The organism is Streptomyces sp. NPDC048417, from assembly GCF_040651615.1.
Classification (GTDB): Bacteria; Actinomycetota; Actinomycetes; order Streptomycetales; family Streptomycetaceae; genus Streptomyces.
Window position 1 is genome coordinate 315,914 of the sequence record NZ_JBEZKI010000003.1, and the last position, 20,750, is coordinate 336,663.

At 69.0% G+C, this 20,750-nt stretch carries 19 protein-coding genes and 1 tRNA gene; 11 read left to right on the plus strand and 9 right to left on the minus strand.

Annotated features, from left to right (window positions below; all coding sequences use genetic code 11):
- Positions 1 to 82: 82 nt before the first annotated feature.
- A complete protein-coding gene (locus AB0D59_RS06335) occupies positions 83 to 1,846 on the plus strand; it encodes a SpoIIE family protein phosphatase (protein ID WP_362561444.1) in 1,764 nt (587 codons plus the stop codon).
- A 308-nt stretch (positions 1,847 to 2,154) separates the two neighbouring features.
- On the opposite strand, the gene AB0D59_RS06340 is transcribed toward AB0D59_RS06335, so the two are convergent.
- On the minus strand, positions 2,155 to 2,334 hold the full coding sequence (locus AB0D59_RS06340; RefSeq protein ID WP_362561446.1) for a hypothetical protein: 180 nt from the start codon (positions 2,332 to 2,334) through the stop codon (positions 2,155 to 2,157).
- A 106-nt stretch (positions 2,335 to 2,440) separates the two neighbouring features.
- Positions 2,441 to 3,508, minus strand: a complete 1,068-nt coding sequence (locus AB0D59_RS06345) for an alpha/beta hydrolase (RefSeq protein WP_362561449.1) — start codon at positions 3,506 to 3,508, stop codon at positions 2,441 to 2,443.
- Positions 3,509 to 3,825: 317 nt separating this feature from the next.
- Between AB0D59_RS06345 and AB0D59_RS06350 the strand changes: the two genes are divergently transcribed.
- The 6 genes from AB0D59_RS06350 to AB0D59_RS06375 all read left to right on the plus strand — a co-directional run bounded on the left by AB0D59_RS06350 (position 3,826) and on the right by AB0D59_RS06375 (position 9,530).
- Positions 3,826 to 4,464, plus strand: a complete 639-nt coding sequence (locus AB0D59_RS06350; RefSeq protein ID WP_362561451.1) for a response regulator transcription factor — start codon at positions 3,826 to 3,828, stop codon at positions 4,462 to 4,464.
- Positions 4,461 to 5,504: an ATP-binding protein gene (locus AB0D59_RS06355; RefSeq protein ID WP_362561453.1), complete on the plus strand. Its 1,044-nt coding sequence runs from the start codon at positions 4,461 to 4,463 to the stop codon at positions 5,502 to 5,504. Before AB0D59_RS06350 ends, AB0D59_RS06355 begins: the two co-directional genes overlap by 4 nt.
- Before the next feature lie 171 nt (positions 5,505 to 5,675).
- Entirely contained in the window at positions 5,676 to 5,837 is a 162-nt protein-coding gene (locus AB0D59_RS06360; RefSeq protein ID WP_362561456.1) for a hypothetical protein, read from the plus strand.
- Positions 5,838 to 6,118: 281 nt separating this feature from the next.
- On the plus strand, positions 6,119 to 6,463 hold the full coding sequence (locus AB0D59_RS06365; RefSeq protein WP_362561458.1) for a hypothetical protein: 345 nt from the start codon (positions 6,119 to 6,121) through the stop codon (positions 6,461 to 6,463).
- A gap of 110 nt (positions 6,464 to 6,573) precedes the next feature.
- Positions 6,574 to 7,293: an ABC transporter ATP-binding protein gene (locus AB0D59_RS06370; RefSeq protein ID WP_362561460.1), complete on the plus strand. Its 720-nt coding sequence runs from the start codon at positions 6,574 to 6,576 to the stop codon at positions 7,291 to 7,293.
- A gap of 143 nt (positions 7,294 to 7,436) precedes the next feature.
- Positions 7,437 to 9,530, plus strand: a complete 2,094-nt coding sequence (locus AB0D59_RS06375; RefSeq protein ID WP_362561463.1) for a hypothetical protein — start codon at positions 7,437 to 7,439, stop codon at positions 9,528 to 9,530.
- A 265-nt stretch (positions 9,531 to 9,795) separates the two neighbouring features.
- On the opposite strand, the gene AB0D59_RS06380 is transcribed toward AB0D59_RS06375, so the two are convergent.
- A tRNA-Thr gene (locus AB0D59_RS06380) sits at positions 9,796 to 9,869 on the minus strand.
- 216 nt (positions 9,870 to 10,085) lie between these two features.
- On the opposite strand from AB0D59_RS06380, the gene ugpC reads away from it, so the two are divergent.
- The 3 genes from ugpC to AB0D59_RS06395 all read left to right on the plus strand — a co-directional run bounded on the left by ugpC (position 10,086) and on the right by AB0D59_RS06395 (position 12,840).
- Positions 10,086 to 11,222 (plus strand): sn-glycerol-3-phosphate ABC transporter ATP-binding protein UgpC, encoded by a 1,137-nt coding sequence (ugpC, locus tag AB0D59_RS06385; protein WP_362561464.1) that lies wholly within the window; start codon positions 10,086 to 10,088, stop codon positions 11,220 to 11,222.
- A gap of 338 nt (positions 11,223 to 11,560) precedes the next feature.
- Entirely contained in the window at positions 11,561 to 12,022 is a 462-nt protein-coding gene (locus tag AB0D59_RS06390; protein ID WP_351709132.1) for a hypothetical protein, read from the plus strand.
- A gap of 86 nt (positions 12,023 to 12,108) precedes the next feature.
- Positions 12,109 to 12,840, plus strand: a complete 732-nt coding sequence (locus AB0D59_RS06395; RefSeq protein ID WP_362561466.1) for a nucleotidyltransferase family protein — start codon at positions 12,109 to 12,111, stop codon at positions 12,838 to 12,840.
- Positions 12,841 to 12,966: 126 nt separating this feature from the next.
- Here AB0D59_RS06395 and AB0D59_RS06400 read toward each other — a convergent pair whose 3' ends face one another.
- From AB0D59_RS06400 to AB0D59_RS06425, 6 genes are all read right to left on the minus strand, one after another.
- Positions 12,967 to 14,625: a DoxX family membrane protein gene (locus tag AB0D59_RS06400; RefSeq protein ID WP_362561468.1), complete on the minus strand. Its 1,659-nt coding sequence runs from the start codon at positions 14,623 to 14,625 to the stop codon at positions 12,967 to 12,969.
- Between the two features lie 153 nt (positions 14,626 to 14,778).
- Positions 14,779 to 15,720: a 23S rRNA (guanosine(2251)-2'-O)-methyltransferase RlmB gene (gene rlmB, locus AB0D59_RS06405; protein ID WP_362561470.1), complete on the minus strand. Its 942-nt coding sequence runs from the start codon at positions 15,718 to 15,720 to the stop codon at positions 14,779 to 14,781.
- A 98-nt stretch (positions 15,721 to 15,818) separates the two neighbouring features.
- A complete protein-coding gene (cysS, locus tag AB0D59_RS06410; protein ID WP_362561472.1) occupies positions 15,819 to 17,216 on the minus strand; it encodes a cysteine--tRNA ligase in 1,398 nt (465 codons plus the stop codon).
- A gap of 161 nt (positions 17,217 to 17,377) precedes the next feature.
- Positions 17,378 to 17,872 (minus strand): 2-C-methyl-D-erythritol 2,4-cyclodiphosphate synthase, encoded by a 495-nt coding sequence (gene ispF, locus AB0D59_RS06415; protein ID WP_362561474.1) that lies wholly within the window; start codon positions 17,870 to 17,872, stop codon positions 17,378 to 17,380.
- On the minus strand, positions 17,862 to 18,626 hold the full coding sequence (ispD, locus tag AB0D59_RS06420) for a 2-C-methyl-D-erythritol 4-phosphate cytidylyltransferase (RefSeq protein WP_362561476.1): 765 nt from the start codon (positions 18,624 to 18,626) through the stop codon (positions 17,862 to 17,864). The genes ispF and ispD overlap by 11 nt, the downstream gene beginning before the upstream one ends.
- 270 nt (positions 18,627 to 18,896) lie before the next feature.
- Complete coding sequence (locus AB0D59_RS06425) at positions 18,897 to 19,379, minus strand: CarD family transcriptional regulator (RefSeq protein ID WP_003953493.1); 483 nt, start codon at positions 19,377 to 19,379, stop codon at positions 18,897 to 18,899.
- Positions 19,380 to 19,981: 602 nt separating this feature from the next.
- On the opposite strand from AB0D59_RS06425, the gene AB0D59_RS06430 reads away from it, so the two are divergent.
- Positions 19,982 to 20,647, plus strand: a complete 666-nt coding sequence (locus AB0D59_RS06430; protein WP_362561478.1) for a DUF461 domain-containing protein — start codon at positions 19,982 to 19,984, stop codon at positions 20,645 to 20,647.
- Positions 20,648 to 20,750 lie beyond the last annotated feature (103 nt).

Sequence of the window (20,750 nt, forward strand, 5' to 3'; positions counted from 1 at the left end):
CGGGCCTGGAGATGCGCCCCATCACCCCACCGCACACGATGGGAAAGGGACCGCCCAGGCCCGGACGGGCAGGAGAGACCAGGTGAACGCTGAACGACTCCCGTCGGCGTGGCTCTTCCCCGAGACCACGGACACTCCACCGGCGATGACACCGGAATCCCACGTCGACGGCGTGGACAGGCCCTGTGAGTGCGGCCTTCTGCGGCAGATCGTCGAAGGCACCTCCGCCCCGGTCGTCATCGTCGACGAGCATCTGCGCTACACCTACGTCAACCCGGCCTGGACCGCCGTCACCGGGGTCCCCGCCGCCGACTGGGTCGGCAAGAAGTTCGGCTCGGTGCTGCCCGACGTCCAGACACCCGACGACGTCCTCATCGAGGTACTGGCGGACGGAAAGCCGCGTGAGGTGACCGTGACCGGGAAAACGCTGGTCCCCTCACCCGTGGGCCGCAGGATCTGGCGCTCGGTCTTCCACCGGCTGGAGTCCCACGGCCGGGTCATCGGCGTGTGCGGCATCGGCGTCGAGGTCAGCAACCTGCGCCAGTACCTCGACGACCTGGAGACCGCACACCAGCGGCTCGCCCTGCTGGACGCCGCGGCAACCCGGGTGGGTACGACCCTCGACGTCGAGACCACCTGCGCCGAACTGGCCGACTTCCTCTCCCCGTCGCTGGCCGACGTGGCCGCGGTGGGGATCGTCGAGGAGGAGTTCCTGGGAGCGCCCCCGCCGCCGCCCGGAGTGCTGCGGCTGCGGAAGATGAAGCTCACCGCGGCGCCGGAGGTGCAGCTGCACCTGCACGGACTCGGCGGCCCGCAACCCTACGTCGACCTTCCCCGGGGCGGGGTCACCCGCAACTGCATGGACAGCGGACGGCCGTGGCTGAGCAACATGGCCTCCGAGGAACTCCTGGAGAAGGTGAACCCCGATCCCGAATACGTGAAGATCTTCCGCACCGCCGGCATGCACTCGGTCCTGATCGTGCCGCTGCCCACGGCCGGCCGCAGCGTCGGCACCGTGATGCTGCTGCGCGGCGGCGACTCCGCCCCCTTCAGCGAGGACGACGTCCTCACCGCCCAGGGCGTCGCCGCCCGCGCGGCCACCTCCATCGACAGCGCCCGCCGCTACACCGGGGAGCACACGATGACCCTGGAGCTCCAGCGCGCCCTGCTCTCCGAGCCGGACCGCCCGCACCCCAGCGTCGAGGTGGCCACCCGCTATCTGCCCTCCGGTCGCAGCGCGCTGGTCGGCGGCGACTGGTACGACTCGGTCGCCCTGCCGGGCGGCCGCACCCTGCTGGTCATGGGCGACGTGATGGGGCACGGCTTCCAGGCCGCGGTGGCGATGAGCCAGTACCGCTCCGTGCTGCGCACCGTGGCCGCCTCCGGTCTGCCCGTCGACGAGATGCTGGGCGAGGCGGACCGCCGGGCCGCCCGGATCGGCCTCGACCGGGTCGCCACCTGCCTGCTCGTCCTCGTCGACCCCGAGCACGGCACCTGTACCGCGTCCACGGCCGGCCATCTGCCACCCGTCGTCCTCCGCCCGGACGGCAGCGCCGAGGTCCTGGACCTCACCGCCGGACCGCCTCTCGGCACGGAGCTCGGCGACTACGAGATGACAACGTTCTCCCTGGAGCCGGACGCGGTCCTGCTGCTCTACACCGACGGCCTGGTGGAACAGCGCGGCGCGGACATCGACGACGCGATCCGCGGACTCACCGAACTGAGCCTGCCGGCGGACGGCTCCCTGGAGCACCTGGTCGACACCCTGCTGACCCAGCTGACCAGCGGAATCTGCGAGGACGACATCGCACTCCTCGCGGCACGGCAGCGCTGCGAGAACGAATAGAGAGCCTCCTGGGGGGATCATGCGGTTGCCGGTCGCCGGGTTCCAGTGTTTCCGCCTCGCGACGCGTCAGAGGTGTATCAGAACGTGCGCTTTGCGCACTCTGGGACACTGTTCCAGGCGGTCACGGCGGTTGACATGATCACCACTGCTCGGGCCTCAGCGATCTCCGAACGCATGCGGTCGAGCAGCGAATTCACGTCGCCGGTCCTCTGGGTCGCCTCCCTCGCCGGGATGCCGGTACGGATCCGCCATGGACAAAGCATCCGGCACGTGGCAAGTCGTAGGTGACCGGTCGGCGTGGCGCCCATCTACAGACAGGTACGGGTGAGCCAGTCGTCGGAACTGTACGTATCCCTGGCTGGATCCGGCACCGTGGCGGGCTGTACCTCCACCAGTTGCTCCGGCCGAATGCGCTCCGGCAACTTACCGAACCAGGGACGCTGCCCGGTATCGGCGGCATCCGAGAAGCCTGTCTTCTCAGGTGTCATTTCGTCCTCCTCAGTTGTGAGACACCGCGGCTCGGCGCCGGGCAGCCTGGTGGGCTTCGCCTTCCTTGTCGGACGACTTGTACCGCAGCAGAAGCGACACGGCTGGTCAGAATCGGTCGACGTCGAGAATGGCTCGGGCGAATGCTTCGGGGGCTTCCTGCGGCACGTTGTGGCCGATCCCCTTGAGCGTCCGGTGGTCATAGGGGCCCGTGAACTTGCCCCGGTATGCCGCGCCGTCGCCGGCCGGGGTGAAGGGATCCAGCTCCCCGTCGAGAGTGATGGTCGGCACCCCGATGGCTGGCGCAGCCGCGAGGCGTGCCTCAATACCGTCGTAGCGGGGGTCGCCCTCGGCCAGGCCCAGCCGCCAGCGGTAGTTGTGGATCACGATGGGGACGTAGTCCTCGTTGTTGAATGCCGCCGCCGTGCGGTCGAAGGTGGCGTCGTCGAAGTTCCACGACGGGGAGACGTTGTGCCAGATGAGCTTCGCGAAATCGTGCCGGTACTTCTCAAAGCCCAGCGCGCCACGCTCGGTCGCGAAGTAGTACTGGTACCACCATGCCCACTCGGCCGCAGGCGGCAGCGGCAGCGGCAGCTTGTTCTTCTCCCGGTTGGTGATCAGGTAACCGGTCACGGAGACCAGAGCACTGCACCGCTTCGGCCAGAGGGCGGCGATGACGTCGGCGGTCCGCGCCCCCCAGTCGAAGCCTCCGAACACGGCCTTCTTGATCCTCAAGGCATCCATCAGGGCGATGATGTCGTAGGCGATCACCGACTGTTGCGCGTTGCGGAACGTGGTCGACGAGAGGAAGGTCGTGGTGCCGTGTCCGCGCAGGTAGGGAACGATGACTCGGTAGCCCCGGGCCGCCAGCAGGGGCGCGACATCCACGTAGCTGTGGATGTCGTACGGCCACCCGTGCAGCAGGATGACGGCTGGTCCGTCGGCCGGGCCGGCCTCGGCGTAGCCGACGCTGAGCTCGCCCGCCCTGACCTGCCTCAGCATCGGGAAGGACCTGTCGCCCGAGTCCGGCGGCAGCGCCGTCGCCGCCTTTTCGGCGCCGGGCCCGGAGGACGAGGACGCCGCAGCCGCGGGGCCGCTCAGGCCGACCAGTGATGCCGCAGCCGTTCCCGCCGCGCCCGCGCCGATGACCTTGCCGAAGGTACGCCTGTCGATCATCTGTGAACCGTTCTGTCCGTGTCGGCCGGCCGGCGCTTCGCGCCCGACCGAGGTCTCCCACCAGCCATCGTGATGCTCCGACACCCTTCGGGGCCTCAGTGTCCGTCCGCAGTCGTCCTTCGGGTTTCCCGCACCCGCCGCTTCGGCATCCGCCACTTCGGCACCCCGCTTCAGGGTTCACCCGATCGCTCCGCCCATCCCCGGAGCCCGGGCCGACCGGCCTCACGCAGTACCTTTGCTCCCATGAATGCCAACCGCGCCGAGCCGGGGGTGGAGGCTGTGCCGGGGGTGGAGGCTGTGCGGGGGGGGTGGAGGCTGTGTCACGTCTCAGCGTGGTGATCGCCGATGATCACCCCGTGGTCCGTGCGGGCATGCGCGCGCTGTTGTCCCGGGACGAGTCCTTCGAGATCGTCGCCGAGAGCTCGACGGTCCCGGAGACCGTGCAGGCCGTGGCGGAGGAGCAGCCGTCCGTGCTGGTCCTGGACCTCACCATGGCGGGACAATCCAGCCTACCCTCGATCCCCGACCTGCTCGCGGCGTCACCCGGTACCCGCATTCTGATCCTCACGATGCAGGAGGATCCCGCATTCGCCCGCGCGGCCCTGCGGATCGGAGCGGCCGGATATCTGCTCAAGGAGGCGGCGGCGGAGGAACTGGTCGGTGCGGCTCGCCAGGTCGCTCAGGGAGCCACATACCTCCAACCTGCCATGGGCGCCCGACTGGCCATCGCGGACGCCGGCGCTCCCGGTGCCGTTGCGGATGTCTCTCTGACAGCGCGCGAGCTTCGGGTTCTCTCGCTGCTCGCCCTGGGCCACACCAACCAGGAGGTCGCGAAACGTCTCTACGTTTCCGTTCGGACGGTGGAGACCCACCGCGCCAGGATTCGGGACAAGCTCGGGACCGAGACACGGGCGGAACTCATCGCCGCCGCTCGCGAGCGCGGACTGCTGGGATGAACAGCAGGCCACGGGCCAAGGCCGGCCCGGTCATGGAGGCCGCCGGCGCCACGCTGCTCGTCATCGCCTTCGCGGTCGAGGTCCTCCAGCAGCAGCCTCGCTGGGTGATGCGTTTCTCCCTCGGCGCCGCCGTCGCCCTCATCGTCGCGGCGGCACTGAGCAACGCCGTCCGGAGGGCATGGCTGGCGGCGCTGTGCGGGCTCGCACTCATACTCGCCGTGTCACAGCTGGTTCGCATGACCAAGGAGCCGCTTTTCAACGGCCTGAACATCGTGCCTCTCCTGCTGATCGGCTGCGCCGTCATGCTCGGCCGCAGTGCGGTAGCGCGCCGCCGTGATCTCGCGCGGGAACGGGCTCACGCCCGTAGCGACGGCGAAGAACGAGAACGGCGGCGCTGGGCCCGTGAGTTGCACGATGAGACCCTTCAAGAACTGGCCGCTGTTCAGATCGTTCTGTCCGCCGCCGCCGGCACGGCCCAGTCCGCCGCCATGAACGAGGCCATCGACCAGGCACAGAGCTTGATCGCGAACCAGATCACATCCCTGCGGCACCTGATCGTGGAAATGCGGCCTCTCGCCCTCGATCAGCTCGGACTCGCGCCCGCTCTTGAGACGTTGTGCCAACGCACCGAGGACACCTTCGGACTGAACGTCGAGCTGCGCGTCGGAGCGGAGTGGCACGGGCTTGAGGACGAACTGTCGCCGGAGGCCCAGGCCCACGTCTACCGCATCGTGCAGGAAGCCGTGAACAACGCGGTCAAACACGCTCAGGCGAGCCACCTTCTCGTGGAACTCGACAGCGACGACCACGCGATCAGTGTGGCGGTCAGGGACAACGGCCGCGGGATGGACCAGCCACCTTCCACACCGGTCAACCCGTCCGCGCTCCGCACGGTGACCTCCACAGGAACCGGGCTGTCGGCCATGCACGAGCGCGGCCACCTGCTGGACGGGCACCTCCACGTCGGTTCCGCCCCAGGTGAGGGAACCTGCGTCACCCTGCTGATACCCCGCCATGCCAAGCGACGTTCCAGGCGGTAGGCATGCCCTGGAGTATCCGAACGCAGACGTGCCCCCGGGGCGGGCAGGGAATCCCGATTCCAGCACGGTAGGCGTGTTGGCGGGACCGGGTAACGCCACGGACCCGAGTACCGCCCGAGTTGAACGCCGCCTCCGAGATCCCCGCCCTCCATGGGCTCGGTCGGAGACTGCGTGGACAACGCACTGACGCAGTCCTTCTGCGCCTGTTTGCACGTCGAGCTGCTCAACCGACGACACGCCGGGATCGAGCCGGACTCCCCAGACGCCCGACCCTTCGTCGACGGGCTCGTCCGCGCCTACACGGAGTTCGCCAACCGTGAGGACGACCCGTAGTCCCGCTCCTGGCGGCTGCGGCGGCTGGAGGACGGCCACGACCCGCGCGTCGGGCGGTACTGGCTGCTCCTCGGCGTGATCAGCGGCCGACCCGCCGCCCCAACCCGAAACTCGGCGAAACCTCACAGAACACCCGCACATCTCCCCCCGATTCCCCCTCGTGCGGATCTGTGTGGACACGTCAAGTACATGTATGCGATCTTGGCGGCTGCGCCGGAGTGGGAACAAGTGTTCACCAGAACTTCGGTGTGTTTTTGTACGGCATTCCAAAGGAGTACCTGATGCACGTCAAGCAGCTTTTCGCAGCCGCACTGATCGTCGGTGGCGGGGCAGCCATTGCGACCCCGGCCGCGGCGGCCGAGATCCACGTCTCGATGGATGGCGCCGGCTACGCCGACACCTACTACAACCGGGCGGTTGCTCAGGTCTGCGACTCTTCGACGGACAACCACTCCGTCGCGGTGCAGTACTACCGTTCCGCCAGCTCCAGCACCCTGCGCACGATCTGGGTGAAGACCGGCTCATACACGTGCAACTCGAGCGACACCGGCAGCTCGATCCTGAAGGCCCGCATCGAGGAGCAGGAGCTGACGGGCGCCGACAAGTACAGCGCCTGGGTTAGCTGAGTACGAGCCAGAAGCGACAACACGGACTTAACGGTCTCATGCCCGCATCCCCCGGAGCCTGCAGCTCTCCGGGGGATGCGGTGCTGTTCCCCCTTCCCCAGAAAGCGCCAATGATTCCCGCAACCTCCTTCCCGGGCCCTTCGGCACCGACGACCCAACGCGTCCTGAAAGCGGTTGGTCTGCAGTACGAGATCCCCGGTCGCACTCTGCTCGACTCGGCTGAGCTCACGATCCGGGCGGGCGAGTCCGTCGCCATCACCGGCCCGTCCGGGAGCGGCAAATCCACCCTCCTCGCGTGCCTGCTCGGGCTGGTCAGGCCAAGGGCTGGTCAGATCGAGATCGCAGGCAAGGACATCACACGCCTGAGCACTGGAAAGCTGGCGCGTCATCGCCGCGACACCATCGGCATGGTCTTTCAGTTCGCCGAACTGCTCAACGAACTCTCCCCTGTGGAGAACGTCGCCCTGGCTGCCCTTCTCAAGGGCGGTGACAGACGGGCCGCATACCAGCGCGCGGAAGAGCTGCTGACAGAGCTGGGCGTCCCCGTGTACCACTGCGACACCGCGGACCTGTCCGGAGGTGAACGGCAACGAACGGCGCTCGCTCGTGCCCTGATCAACGAGCCGGCCTTGCTCCTCGCCGATGAACCAACTGGAGCGCTGGACGAGGACAATCGGGAGAGCGTGGCCGACCTCCTCTTTTCCCTCCCGCCGCGGTGGAACTGCGGGCTCCTCGTGGTCACTCACGATGCCTCGGTGGCAGCGCGAGCGGACAGGCAGCTGGAACTGCGACACGGGCAACTGCTGCCTCAGGGCGGGGCTGTAGCGTAATGAGGCGACACAAAGCGGCTCGCACCTCCACCGGACTGACGAACGCCCTGCTGCGCATCGGCCGCAGCGCCGCACTGGGTACGGAGAGCGGACGGCTCCGCCTGGTCGCCCTCTGCGCCGCCACTTTCGCGGTCGCTGTCTCCTTGGCCGCATACGTCGTAGTCGTCGCCACCTACGAAGGACGCGACACCGTTCAAGCGGCTCGCAGTCCGCAGGTGGTGTCCGAGTCACACAAAGCCGAGGCGATCGCACGCTGGCAGGAGTCGTTCGACACCATCGGGGGCGAACAGTACTCCGTCATCTACGTGGAGCCCCTCACCGAGAACGCCACACCGCCGCCAGGCCTCCGTTCCTGGCCCGCACCCGGGCACTCCGCCGTCTCCTACGGTGCTCTTGCGGCCGGTGCCGACGAGGAGATCGCCACCCGCTTCGGTTCGATGGACGTGCCGTTCGAGGCCGACGGCCTGGCAAGTACCGCCGAACACCTGATTTATGTGCGGCCAACCGGTCACGTGAAAGAAGGGTTGTACGTCAAGGGGTGGGGAAACGCCGCCGGAATGCTCTTCGGCGAGCCGGCGTCCGTCCAACCGGCCACGGGCTTCTACGTCCTGATCGCCGCGACGTGGCTCACTCCCGCCCTGTGCCTCACCGTCATCGCCGCTCGCACCGGGTCGGCAGCCCGGGACCGACGGCAGGCCGTGCTGCATGCCCTGGGTATGGGACGCCGCCACCGGCTGCTGATCGACCTCGGAGAAGCCGGCCCCCCCGTCCTTGTCGGCAGCGCCCTCGCCTGCCTGGCCTTGTGGATCTACCAAGGAACGAACTGGCCTCTCCCCGGCGTCGACTACGTCATGACCGCAGGCTATGTGCAGAAGCATGCAACCTCGCTCTACACCTGTGCCATCGCCGCGGCAGTCGTCGTCACAGCCGTGGCCCTGACCGTGCAGCCTCGAATGTCGGTGTCACCTCATGTGCGGCCGGTCGCACGGGACCGCCGGTCGCTCCTGCGCACCGCGGCGTGGCTGTGTCCACTCGCTCTGGGCGTCGCCTTCTACGGTCCCGGGCTGCTCGGGTTCGACGACAACGAGTTCCTCTTCCTGGTGCCCTACACCGTGGGTGCGTTGCTCGCACTGTGCTCACTGCCCTCAGCACTGGCGCTGTTCACCGCTCGCTGCGGAAAGGCGCTGGCCGCGTGGGGTCGCCGGTCCTCCAGCGCTTCCTCATTGCTGGCCGGACGCTGGCTGGCGACCAAGCCGGCGGCTCTCGCCCGAGTCATCGTCAGCGTCGTCATGGTCCTGGGCGTCTCCGCCCAGTTGTACACCTGGAACAACAGAGTCAGTCCCAGCGAAGCCGGCGCACGTCAGGTGCAGCAGGTGCTGTCGGACTCGGTCATCAAGGTCCAGGGGGTCGACAGGAACTCTGCCCAGCGACTCCGTTCCTTCGTCGACTCGTTGCCTGACGGACTCGCCGAACTGGCGGTGTATGAGCCCAGCTCCCCGGTGGCCGGACAGCTGACCATGCAGATCAGTGGCTCGCGGGCGGCACTGCAGCAGGCGGGCCTCCCGCTGCCCGGAGCTCGACGACAGGTGAGCGTCACCACGGCCAACACGACGTCGGCGCGAGGACGTGCCCTGGCCTCCGTCACCACCTCGGGCCGCCCGGCCGACGTGGCGACGACCGTGGGCCCGGTGACGTCCCCGAACGGGCTCGCCTGGGTGTACATCGTCGCCCAGCCCGGACAGAAAGTGTCCGGACCTGAGATCAAGCGACTGGCCAATGCTCACCTACTGCCCGGATGGACCGCGGACCCCCCGGGGACCGAATGGACATCAGGTCTCGCTCTCTACCAGAAGCAGGGCTGGTGGCTGCCTCTTTTCGCACTGGGTACCGTCATGTTGCTGGCGTTCACGACCTGTCTCGCGAGCATGGCCGAGTTCCTTCGATTCGGCCGGTCCATGGCACCGGTAGTGGTGATTGCGGGCAGCCGACGAGTATTCGTCCGAACGACCCTCCTGGTTTTCCTCGGCGGCTTTACGATCGCCGTAGCGGCCGGCGCGGGTTTTGCGCTTCTCCTCACGTTGCCCATGCTGAAGCCGCCGATCAACGCGCAGGGCGTTCCTCTGCCCCTGGCGGGCGTGGCGGTTTCCATCGTCATGGCGATCGCCTGCGTGATAACAGGCTGGTCCATATGGATCACGCTTCGCGAGACAGCACGGTGGCGGCCTGCAGGGGAATAGCGGACTGCAGGGTCACGGGCCGGCACGTCCGCGACGGGTGGGAGGTCGAAGCGTCCGAGCCGAAGACCGACAGCGGCTTCCGCCTCGTGGCCCCGAAGATCACCTCGGACACGCTCGGGGACAGCGACACCCGGATCACCCGGGACATCCACCCGAGCGTCCTCCCTCACGTCGGCAACCGACCCGCTGCGTTCTCGACAGGTGACGCGAGCTGGCACATACGCCATAAGGCCAGGTCACAGGCTATGTGACCTGGCCTCGCCAGAGCCCCCTGTCGGATTCGAACCGACGACCTTCGCTTTACAAGAGCGGCGCTCTGACCAGCTGAGCTAAGGAGGCGTGCAGGCATCCCGGATGCGTGCCAATGCAGTGTACCCAGCTCCCGAGCCGGCCCTGTCGAAAATTTCCGCGAAGTTCACAGGGGTCCAGGTACTGACATACGGGGTGAACGCCGGGTACCGTCCAGAGCCAGTTCACTCACGTGGACTACACCAACCACCTTCCTACAACGGATCGTCCGGCACGTTCCTGCCGGTAGAAGGGGGCCTCTGAGCCATGGCCACTGTCACGTTCGACAAGGCGACCCGGATCTACCCGGGTTCCACCAAGCCCGCCGTCGACGGCCTCGACATCGCGATCGAGGACGGCGAGTTCCTCGTCCTGGTCGGCCCGTCGGGTTGCGGCAAGTCCACCTCGCTGCGGATGCTCGCGGGCCTGGAGGACGTCAACGGCGGCGCCATCCGCATCGGCGACCGCGACGTCACGCACCTGCCGCCCAAGGACCGGGACATCGCCATGGTGTTCCAGAACTACGCCCTGTACCCGCACATGTCGGTCGCCGACAACATGGGCTTCGCGCTCAAGATCGCCGGCGTCAACAAGGCGGAGATCCGGCAGAAGGTCGAGGAGGCCGCGAAGATCCTCGACCTCACCGAGTACCTGGACCGCAAGCCGAAGGCCCTCTCCGGCGGTCAGCGCCAGCGTGTCGCGATGGGCCGCGCCATCGTGCGTGAGCCCCAGGTCTTCCTCATGGACGAGCCGCTGTCCAACCTGGACGCCAAGCTCCGTGTCTCGACCCGTACGCAGATCGCGTCCCTCCAGCGCCGCCTGGGCATCACCACCGTCTACGTCACCCACGACCAGGTCGAGGCCATGACGATGGGCGACCGGGTGGCCGTGCTCAAGGACGGTCTGCTCCAGCAGGTCGACTCGCCGCGCAACATGTACGACCGCCCGGCCAACCTCTTCGTCGCCGGCTTCATCGGCTCCCCCGCCATGAACCTGGTCGAGGTCCCGATCACCGACGGCGGTGTGAAGTTCGGCAACAGCGTTGTCCCGGTCAACCGCGAGGCCATCCAGGCCGCCACCGACAAGGGCGACCGCACGGTCACCGTCGGCGTCCGTCCCGAGCACTTCGACATCGTCGAGCACAACGGCGAGGCCGCCTCCGCCCTCTCCAAGGACACCGAGGACGCCCCGGCGGGCCTCGCGGTCTCCGTGAACGTCGTCGAGGAGCTCGGCGCCGACGGCTACGTCTACGGCAGCGCCAAGGTCGGCGACGACCTCAAGGACCTGGTCGTCCGCGTCAGCGGCCGCGCGGTCCCGGAGAAGGGCGCCACGCTGCACGTCGTGCCGCGGCCGGGCGAGACCCACGTGTTCTCGACCTCCACGGGCGAGCGTCTCTCCGACTGACCGGTCGATCCGGCTGGCCGATCTGGCGGTCCGACCCGACGGACCGACCGGCCCGACGGACCGATCCGGCTGGCCGATCTGACTGACCGATCCGAAGGACCGCGATCCGGCGGACCGATCAAGCAGAGAAACCTCTGACCAGGGTGAACTTCCCCAGGTTGACGGAAAGGGCCCCGCAGCCAGCTGCGGGGCCCTTTCCGTTGCCCCGATTTACCCCGGCAAGCGGGTGGTTTTCGAGCCGTGTACGTCAACCCCGTACCCGAAACAGGGCACTTCTCCATCCCCCGAACCGGTGACTAAATGTCGCCAAATCATTACCGCACGCTACCCTCACACGCGTGAAGCACTCCACCACCCCTCAGACGCGACGCGGCCATCGGGGCGGCCCTGCCCGCCGGATCGGCCGCACTCTCGCCCTCGTCCTGCCCGTCGTCCTGGTGCTCTCCGGGACCCTCGCCGTCACCCGCGTCAACTGGACGGGAAGCCCGCGGAACTCGGTGCTCACCGCGACCGACGTGACCGACGCCGACGTCTCCTCCAAGGCCGTCTCGCGGGCCCCCCAGGACGTCCTGCGCGAGCAGCTGATGACCGAGCTCCAGGACAAGAACCCGGGCCAGGTCCTCACCCACCTCCAGCAGGCGGTCAACGGCCATCCGTCGCTGGCCCAGCACTGCTCGTCCATCGCCCGCGCACTGGGCCGGGCCGCGGTGCGCATCTACGGCGCCTCGCGCGCCCAGTCGTACGCCCGCCCGGTGTGCGACACGTCCTTCGCGTCCGGCGTGCTGGCCGCGCACAGCTGAACACCGGCCGGTAAGCGGGTAACAGCTCCTTAAGGGCTGTCCTACGGCCGGAGGCCGAGCCCGGGGCGCGTCGTACAGTTCGGGGCATGACCCATCCGAACGCCGCGTTGCGCCCCACTCAAGCCGTGGTCCTGGCCGGTGGCCAGGGCTCACGGCTTCGTCCGTACACCGACGACCGGCCCAAGCCGATGGTCGAGATCCCTGGTACGGGCACGCCGATCATCGGCCACCAGTTGACCTGGCTCGCCGAGGAAGGCGTCACGGACGTGGTGGTCTCCTGCGGCCACCTCGCCGACGTCCTGCAGAAGTGGCTGGACTCGGCCGACCTGCCCCTCTCCGTCACCACGGTGGTGGAGAGCGAGCCGTTGGGCCGGGGCGGCGGCCTGCGGTACGCGGCCGCGCATCTGCCGCACACCGACCGGCCCTGGTACGCCACGAACGGCGACATCTGGACGCGGTTCTCGCTGCGCGACATGGCCGACTTCCACACGGAGCGCGACGCGGTGGCGACGCTCGCGCTCGCCCGCCCGCGGATCCCGTGGGGCGCGGTGCAGACGGACGGCTTCGGGCACATCACGGACTTCATCGAGGCGCCGCCGTCGACGTTCGAGATCAACGCGGGTGTGTACGTCTTCTCGCCCGAATTCGCCGAGATGCTTCCCGAGCGGGGAGACCACGAGCGGACGACCTTCCCGCACCTCGCCCGGAGCCGGCGGCTGGCCGGGTTCCCGATTCCGCAGGGGGCGTACTGGCGGGCGATCGACACGGCGAAGGACCTGACGGAGGCGGCGAAGGAACTGGCGGCGCTGGGTCGCTAGACCGAGAAGGGCTACGGCCGTTCCTCCCGGTCACCCTCCTTGTTTCTTTCCTCATGTTCTTTCTTTCCTCATGGTGATGGGCCCCACGCCGCAGGGCGTGGGGCCCATCACCATGAGGTGGCCGTGCTAGCCCAGCAAGCCGCCCACCAGGCCCGGCTGGCCCGAGGACGTCGAGCCGCCGCCGGTGCTTCCGGTGCCGGTGCCCGTGCCGCCGGTCGGGGCTGAGCCGCCCGTGGTGGAGCCGCCGGACGTGGGGCCGGCTGTCGTCGGTGCGGGCGCGGTGTGCTGCGGCGGGGCCTGGCCCGTCGTGCCCTGGGTCTGGCTGGGGGTCGTGCTGGTGGCGCCGCTCGTGGTGCGGTCGGCGCCCGGGGTCGTCGCCGCCCCGGAGGGGCTCGCGCCGGCCGTGGCGCCCCCGGAGGGCGACGCGGGAGCCGACGGGGTCTTCGCGTGGCTCCTGGCCGATTCGCCGGGCAGCGGGGAGCCCGGGAGGTTGTTGCGGGGGGCCTCGCCGGGGCCGGGGACGACCACGCGGCTGGAGTCGCGGACCGCGCCGCCCAGGAGGGAGCCGACGAGGAGGGTGAGGCCGATGGTGATGGCGGTGATCAGGGCGCCGCGGCGGAGCACGTAGGCGCGCAGGTCCCAGATGTCGGAGTGCGGGCCCAGGCGTCGCCAGGCGCTGCCCGCGAGGCGGCCGTCGACGGAGTAGACGGGGGCGCCGGCGATGATCAGTGGGGACCAGGCGGCGAGATAGATGATGTCGGGGGCGTCGTACGCGGGGACGGTCTTCCAGCTGACGGTGACGATGAGCGCGGCGGAGAGCAGCGCGCCGACCACCGCGGCCACCCGCTGCCAGCAGCCGAGGACGGTCAGCACGCCGACGATCACCTGGAAGAAGGCGATGACCAGGCCGGAGCCGACCGGGTGCTGGAGGGCGAACTGACGCAGCGGCTCGGCGACATCCCAGGGGTGCAGCGTGTTGAGCCAGGTGACCATGGAGCCGCGCTTGCCGCCGTCGAAGTAGACGGGGTCGCACAGCTTGCCCATGCCGGCGTAGATGGAGATGAAGCCGAGGAAGATCCGGAGCGGGAGCAGGACCACGCCCAGGTTCATCCGGCGGCCGGGGTAGTAGGCGTGCCGGGCCGGGTCGTCGCCGTGCCGCCTGGTCGACGACGGCTCCTCGAAGTCCTCGAACTCGTCGTCGGCGTAAGCCGGTTCGTCGTAGGCCGGTTCGTCGTAGGCGCTGCCCGTCGTCCGCATGGGCGGCAGCAGCCGGGACTCGCCCGAGGCCGGGGAGCGCGGATGGCCGACCAGCGGGGTCTCGACGGTCCGATCCAGGTCGCCGTAGCCGTCGTCGACGCGCGGGATGACCTGGGTCGCGCCGGCCGGTTCGACAAATTCCTCGGCGTACCGGACGCTGCCGCCGCGGACGGCCTGGAGCAGCCGGTGGGCTCCGGTGTCGTCGGGCGCGGACTTGCCGCTCCACACGAGCGGGCGGCGACGGCCGGACGCCGCCCCCGCTCTGCCCGCCGGGCCGGCGACCGGAATGCGCGCGGTGTCCTCGGTGGCGCTCAGGTGCCGTGCGACCCGGGGAGATTGGGCACGCCGTGTCGATACGCCCAACTGCACGCGGAAACTCGCGTGGTTGACGATGACCTGCGCCGGATCGCTCGGCACCTTCACCATGCTCAGCGCGGGAGCGTCGTCGGGCCCGGAAGTGAATCCGGAGCGGAATCCCGGCGAGCGGTCCCCCGTAGGTGTGCGGGGTGTTCTGGTGTCCACACTCATCTAACCGAGTGACGTGGAGTTAGGACACTGCTTTGACCGCCCCGAAGTGTCCGGACCCCGTCAAGGATGCGCAGGACGTCGGAATTACCCCGTGCAGGTGAGGTTACGGACGTTTGTTCAGCCCCGGCGGCGCGCCGCCGGGTACCGCCGCCGTCAGGCCCGCTGCCGGGCCGCCTCGTACAGCACGATCCCGGCCGCCACACCGGCGTTGAGCGACTCGGCACCACCCGGCATCGCGATCCGCACCCGGTAGTCGCAGGTTTCGCCGACCAGCCGGGACAGGCCCTTGCCCTCGCTGCCCACGACGATGACGACGGGGCCGGAGAGCGCCTCCAGGTCACCGATCTCGTGTTCGCCGTCGGCGGCCAGGCCGACGACCACGATGCCGGCCTTCTTGTACGCCTCCAGAGCCCGGGTGAGGTTCGTGGCACGGGCCACCGGCGTGCGGGCCGCCGTACCGGCCGACGTCTTCCAGGCGCCCGCGGTCATACCGGCCGCGCGCCGCTCGGGCACGACCACGCCATGGCCGCCGAAGGCGGAGACGGAGCGGACGACCGCGCCGAGGTTGCGCGGGTCGGTGACCCCGTCCAGGGCGACGATCAGCGGGTCCACGCCCTCGTCGTACGCGGCCTCCGCCAGGTCCTCGGGGTGCGCGTACTCGTACGGCGGCACCTGGAGGACCAGACCCTGGTGGTTGAGACCGTTCGTCATACGGTCCAGCTCGGGGCGCGGCGCCTCCATGAGGTTGATGCCACCGCGCTCGGCGGCGAGCTGGAGAGCCTCGCGGACGCGCTCGTCGTTGTCGATGAACTGCTGGACGTAGAGGGTCGACGCCGGAACGCCCTCGCGCAGCGCCTCGACGACCGGGTTACGGCCGACGACCAGCTCGGAGGTGCCCTTGCCGCCCCGGCCGCGCGGCGCGGGACGGCGAACCGTCTGCTTCGCCTTGGCGTTGGCGACGCGGTTCTTCTTGTGTCCCTTGCGCATCTCGGCGGGCGGGGTCGGTCCCTTGCCCTCCAGGCCTCGGCGCCGCTGGCCGCCACTGCCGACCTGCGCGCCCTTCTTGCCGGACATGCGACGGTTGTTGGCTGCCATGGGTTATCCGTCTCCGTGAGCTTCGTTTCGTACGTACGTCTTATGCAGTGTGCCGCCCGGGGGGCCGGGCGGCACAGTCGATCTTGCTTGACCGGTGGTCAGGACTTGAGGGTCCACCGCGGGCCCTGGGGGCTGTCCTCGATCGCGAGACCGGACTGGTTCAGCTGGTCGCGGATGGCGTCGGCGGTCGCCCAGTCCTTGCGGCCGCGGGCGGACTCGCGCTGGTCGAGGACGAGTCGTACGAGACTGTCGACGACCCCGTGCAGGTCCTCGCCCTTCTCGGCCCCGCCGGACCAGTGTGCGGCGAGCGGGTCGAGGCCGAGGACGCCGAGCATGGCACGGACCTCGGCGAGACGGGCGACGGCCGCTTCCTTGTCGTCGGCGGCCAGCGCGCTGTTTCCCTGCCGGACGGTGGTGTGCACGACGGCCAGCGCCTGCGGGACGCCCAGGTCGTCGTCCATCGCCTCCGCGAAGGCCGGCGGGACCTCGGACGAGGGCTCCACCGCTCCCCCGGCCAGCTCGACCACGCGCTGCACGAACCCCTCGATCCGGGCGAACGCGGCCTCGGCCTCGCGCAGCGACTCCTCGCTGTACTCGATCATCGAGCGGTAGTGGGGGGTGCCGAGGTAGTAGCGGAGCACGATCGGGCGCCACGCCTTGACCATCTCGGAGACGAGGACCGAGTTCCCGAGGGACTTCGACATCTTCTCGCCGCTCATGGTGACCCAGGCGTTGTGCACCCAGTACTGGGCGAAGTCGTCGCCGTAGGCCTTGGCCTGGGCGATCTCGTTCTCGTGGTGCGGGAAGATCAGGTCGAGGCCGCCGCCGTGGATGTCGAAGGCCTCGCCGAGGTACTTGTGGGCCATCGCCGAGCACTCCAGGTGCCAGCCGGGCCGGCCGCGGCCCCACGGCGTCTCCCAGCTGGGCTCGCCCGGCTTCACGGCCTTCCACAGCGCGAAGTCCCGCTGGTCCCGCTTGCCGGTCTCGCCCTCGCCCTCCGGCTGGCGGAGGTTGTCCAGCTCCTGGTTGGAGAGCTGGAGGTAGTCCGGGTAGGAGCGCACGTCGAAGTAGACGTTGCCGTCGGCCTCGTAGGCGTGTCCGCGCTCGATCAGCCCGCGCATCATCTCGATCATCTCCGGCACGTGCCCGGTCGCGCGGGGCTCGTACGTCGGCGGGAGGCACCCGAGCGCGGTGTAGCCGTCGTTGAACGCGCGCTCGTTCTCGTAGCCGATCGCCCACCAGGGGCGGCCCTGGTCGGCGGACTTGGCGATGATCTTGTCGTCGATGTCCGTGACGTTGCGGATGAACGTCACGGCGTAGCCGCGGTATTCGAACCAGCGGCGCATGATGTCGAAATTGAGGCCGGAGCGAATATGGCCGATGTGCGGTGCCGCCTGCACTGTGGCACCACAGAGGTAGATCGAGACACAGCCCGGGGCGAGCGGGGCGAAGTCACGGATCTGCCGGGCGTTGGTGTCGTACAGGCGAATCGTCACGGGACCTAGGGTAGTGGGCCGACGGGAGTGGGTGGGACCGGTATGTACAGCGCCGTGGTCGGGTGCGGGTACACCGTGGCTTGTCGCGCCCCGCGGCGGAGCCGCGAAATAGATACCGCCCGCTCCCCTTCAGTAGGACCGCTCACGTTCAGTAGGACCGCTCACGCCTGTTCGACGACCAACGCCGTTGCAACAGCCATAAGGCCTTCTCCTCTACCGGGAAATCCGAGACCGTCCGTCGTAGCCCCCGAAACGGAAACCGGAGCCCCCGCCGCCTCCGAAAGGATCTTCTCGGCCTCGGCCCTTCGCTTTCCGATCTTCGGGCGTGGGCCCACGACCTGCACGGCGACGTTCCCGATCAGGAATCCCGCGTCCCGGACGATGCGTGCGGCCTCCGCCAGGAGGGTCACGCCGGACGCGCCCGACCACTCCGGCCGCCCGGTGCCGAAGTGCTGACCCAGGTCGCCGAGGCCCGCCGCCGAGAACAGCGCGTTGCACGCGGCGTGCGCGACGACGTCCGCGTCGGAGTGGCCGGCCAGGCCCGGGCCCTCGCCCTCCCACTTCAGACCGGCGCACCACAGCTCGCGGCCCTCCTCGAAGGCGTGGATGTCGGTGCCGATGCCGACCCGGGGCAGGAGCGGCTGGTCAGAAGCCATCGTTCAGCCTCCTGCGGGCCAGGACCGCCTCCGCGAGGACCAGGTCGAGGGGGCGGGTGACCTTGAAGGCCTCCTCGTGGCCGGGGACGACCACGACCCGTTCGCCGAGCTGTTCGACCATGCTGGCGTCGTCGGTGACGTTGTCGGTGACCGTCTCGTGGGCGCGGACCAGCGTCCTGCGGTCGAAACCCTGCGGGGTCTGGACCGCGCGCAGGCGGGCGCGGTCCGGGGTGGCGAGGACCGGCTCGGGGTCGCCTTGGACCGTCGCCGGCTCGACCTCCTTGACCGTGTCGGCGAGCGGAAGGGCGGGGACGACCGCGGGGGCGCCGTCGCGGACCGCCTGGATCACGGCGTCGACGGTGTCGACGGGAACCAGCGGGCGGGCCGCGTCGTGGACGAGGACGATGTCGTAGTCGGGGGGCAGCGCGTCCAGGCCGAGCTTGACCGACTCCTGGCGGGAGTCGCCGCCCGGGACGACGAGGAAGTCGGTGCGGTCGGGCAGCGCGTGCGCGTCGAGGAGGGACTTGACCTCGGGCGCGCCGTCGGACGGGGCCACGACGACGACCAGGGAGACCGCGCGGGAGGCGGCGAGCGCGCGCACGGCGTGGATGAGCATGGGCGTGCCGTTCAGCGCGCGCAGCGCCTTGGGGGCGCCCGGACCGAGCCGTACGCCCCGGCCGGCGGCGGGAATCACGGCGGCGGTACGCAGTTCCGTACGCGGTTCCGTACGCGAAGGACGCGAATCGTCAGACATCGGTTCCTGTCAGGTTTGTGTGCGGGCCTGGCGTGGGTATGGCCTGGGAAGTGCCGGGCGCGACGCCTTGACCGGACCCTTCCGTGACACTGGTCGAGCCAGCAGCCCGGGCCCGGCACGCTCAGTATCGGGGGTCTCCGCCGGCGCGGGGGGTTCCGAGTGCGCGCGTTCCGGGCACGGACATGCCGCAGCGCCCGGCGACAGGGTGTGTCATCGGGCACCGCGGCATTCAGTGTGCGGAGTTTCGGTGGTGTGCCGAGCTGGACGGCGTCAGGACGCGAGGACCTCGTCGAGCAGGGCCTCGGCCTTGTCCTCGTTTGTGTTCTCCGCGAGAGCGAGCTCGCTCACCAGGATCTGGCGGGCCTTGGCGAGCATGCGCTTCTCACCGGCGGAGAGTCCGCGCTCGCGCTCACGACGCCACAGGTCACGCACGACTTCCGCGACCTTGATGACATCACCGGAGGCGAGCTTCTCCAGGTTTGCCTTGTAACGACGGGACCAGTTCGTGGGCTCCTCGGCGTACGGCGCGCGCAGCACCTCGAAGACCCGGTCCAGTCCGTCCTGACCGACCACATCACGCACGCCGACGAACTCCGCATTGTCCGCTGGCACACGTACCGTCAGGTCACCCTGGGCGACCTTCAGCACCAAGTAGGTCTTGTCCACGCCTTTGATCTGGCGAGTTTCGATAGCCTCGATCAGCGCGGCCCCGTGATGGGGATAGACCACGGTGTCGCCAACCTTGAACGTCATGTGACAGGTACCCCTTCCGTGGCTATCCAGGGTAACACGGAAACCGGCGGTTCTGAATGGCGTTTTCGCAGGTCAGGGCATATCTCGGGGCTTGACAACAGCAACAGGAACGTGCTTCGCGAGCCGTCCGGAAGCAGGTATTCGCAGGTCGGAGCGGCTCTTCGGGCGAGGTGAAACGCGTACGTTACACACCTCCGGACACCCGCCCAAGTGGCCGAACGTCCCCATATGTCCACTTCCAAGCGTACGGCTTCCGCTACTCCGTTCGGCTGCCGATGCCGGATCGGAGGCGTTTCCGAAATTGATCACAGGCGTCCGACCGAACGGTACGTGATCAATTTCCCTGGCCGTCGCGCATTCCTTCACGGAAATTTTGCGCGCGGTGTTGCGAGCGAGTTATGTGAATGCCTGACGAGCGCCCCCCAAAGTGACCCGAGAGTCACTTGTGGAGCCGTGGGGGTACCGCTGCTCGAGAGAAGCGAGTGGCTTGGGGAGGGTCGGGTGCGGCCACGCGGGAACGGCTCGGTAACCTAAGGCCGCTGACAGACACTTAGGGCGGCTTTATAGGGGGCCGCCCGCGCGTTCAAGGAGTAGCCGCCGCCGTGAGCAGCAGCCTTCGACGCGGCGCCCTCGCCGCCTCCGCCATCGCCTTCTCCGTCGCATCGCTCGCCGCGTGCGGTGCCGGCAACAACTCCCAGACGCTGGAGATCAAGCCGGACAACGCCGCGACAAGTGTGGGTGACATCAAGGTCCAGAACGCGACCGTGATCACCCAGCCCGACCTCACCTCGACCGGCCCGGCCGTGGTCTCCGCGACCATCTTCAACACCGGCACCGAGCCGGAGACGCTCCAGTCGATCGTCGTCGCCGGCACCAACAAGACCGCCGAGCTGCACGCCACCAAGTCCCAGCCGCTGACCATCCCGGGCGGCGGCCGGCTGATCCTGGGCGGCAAGGGCAACGCCTCCGCGGTGCTGGGCAGCAGCCGCGAGGCGGTCAAGGACGGCAACGCGCAGAAGGTCACGTTCACCTTCAGCAAGACGGGTGACGTGAGCCTGCGCGCGTTCGTCGTGCCCGCCGAGAGCTTCTTCACGGGCTGGGGCCCGAGCGCGGTCCCGTCGGCCTCCGCGTCCTCGTCCGCCTCCTCCTCGACCTCCGGCTCTCCGGCGGCGGGCGCCACGGCGAGCGAGAGCGCCAAGGGCAAGAACAAGGCGTCCGAGAGCGCCACCCCGAGCGACTCGGCGTCGGAGTCGGCGAACGCGGGCTGAGCGACGGCCTGAAACAGCGAGGGCGGGAACCTTGGTTATCGGTTCCCGCCCTTGGCATGCCGAGCGTCACGGCTCAAACTTTTGGTGCACCCTCAAGGGGATT

Coding starts and splice junctions, on each gene's coding strand:
- AB0D59_RS06340 (WP_362561446.1), bottom strand. CDS start 2,334: ATGACACCTGAGAAGACAGGCTTCTCGGATGCCGCCGATACCGGGCAG.
- AB0D59_RS06345 (WP_362561449.1), bottom strand. CDS start 3,508: ATGATCGACAGGCGTACCTTCGGCAAGGTCATCGGCGCGGGCGCGGCG.
- AB0D59_RS06355 (WP_362561453.1), top strand. CDS start 4,461: ATGAACAGCAGGCCACGGGCCAAGGCCGGCCCGGTCATGGAGGCCGCC.
- AB0D59_RS06365 (WP_362561458.1), top strand. CDS start 6,119: ATGCACGTCAAGCAGCTTTTCGCAGCCGCACTGATCGTCGGTGGCGGG.
- AB0D59_RS06370 (WP_362561460.1), top strand. CDS start 6,574: ATGATTCCCGCAACCTCCTTCCCGGGCCCTTCGGCACCGACGACCCAA.
- ugpC (WP_362561464.1), top strand. CDS start 10,086: ATGGCCACTGTCACGTTCGACAAGGCGACCCGGATCTACCCGGGTTCC.
- AB0D59_RS06395 (WP_362561466.1), top strand. CDS start 12,109: ATGACCCATCCGAACGCCGCGTTGCGCCCCACTCAAGCCGTGGTCCTG.
- AB0D59_RS06400 (WP_362561468.1), bottom strand. CDS start 14,625: ATGAGTGTGGACACCAGAACACCCCGCACACCTACGGGGGACCGCTCG.
- rlmB (WP_362561470.1), bottom strand. CDS start 15,720: ATGGCAGCCAACAACCGTCGCATGTCCGGCAAGAAGGGCGCGCAGGTC.
- ispF (WP_362561474.1), bottom strand. CDS start 17,872: ATGGCTTCTGACCAGCCGCTCCTGCCCCGGGTCGGCATCGGCACCGAC.
- ispD (WP_362561476.1), bottom strand. CDS start 18,626: ATGTCTGACGATTCGCGTCCTTCGCGTACGGAACCGCGTACGGAACTG.
- AB0D59_RS06425 (WP_003953493.1), bottom strand. CDS start 19,379: ATGACGTTCAAGGTTGGCGACACCGTGGTCTATCCCCATCACGGGGCC.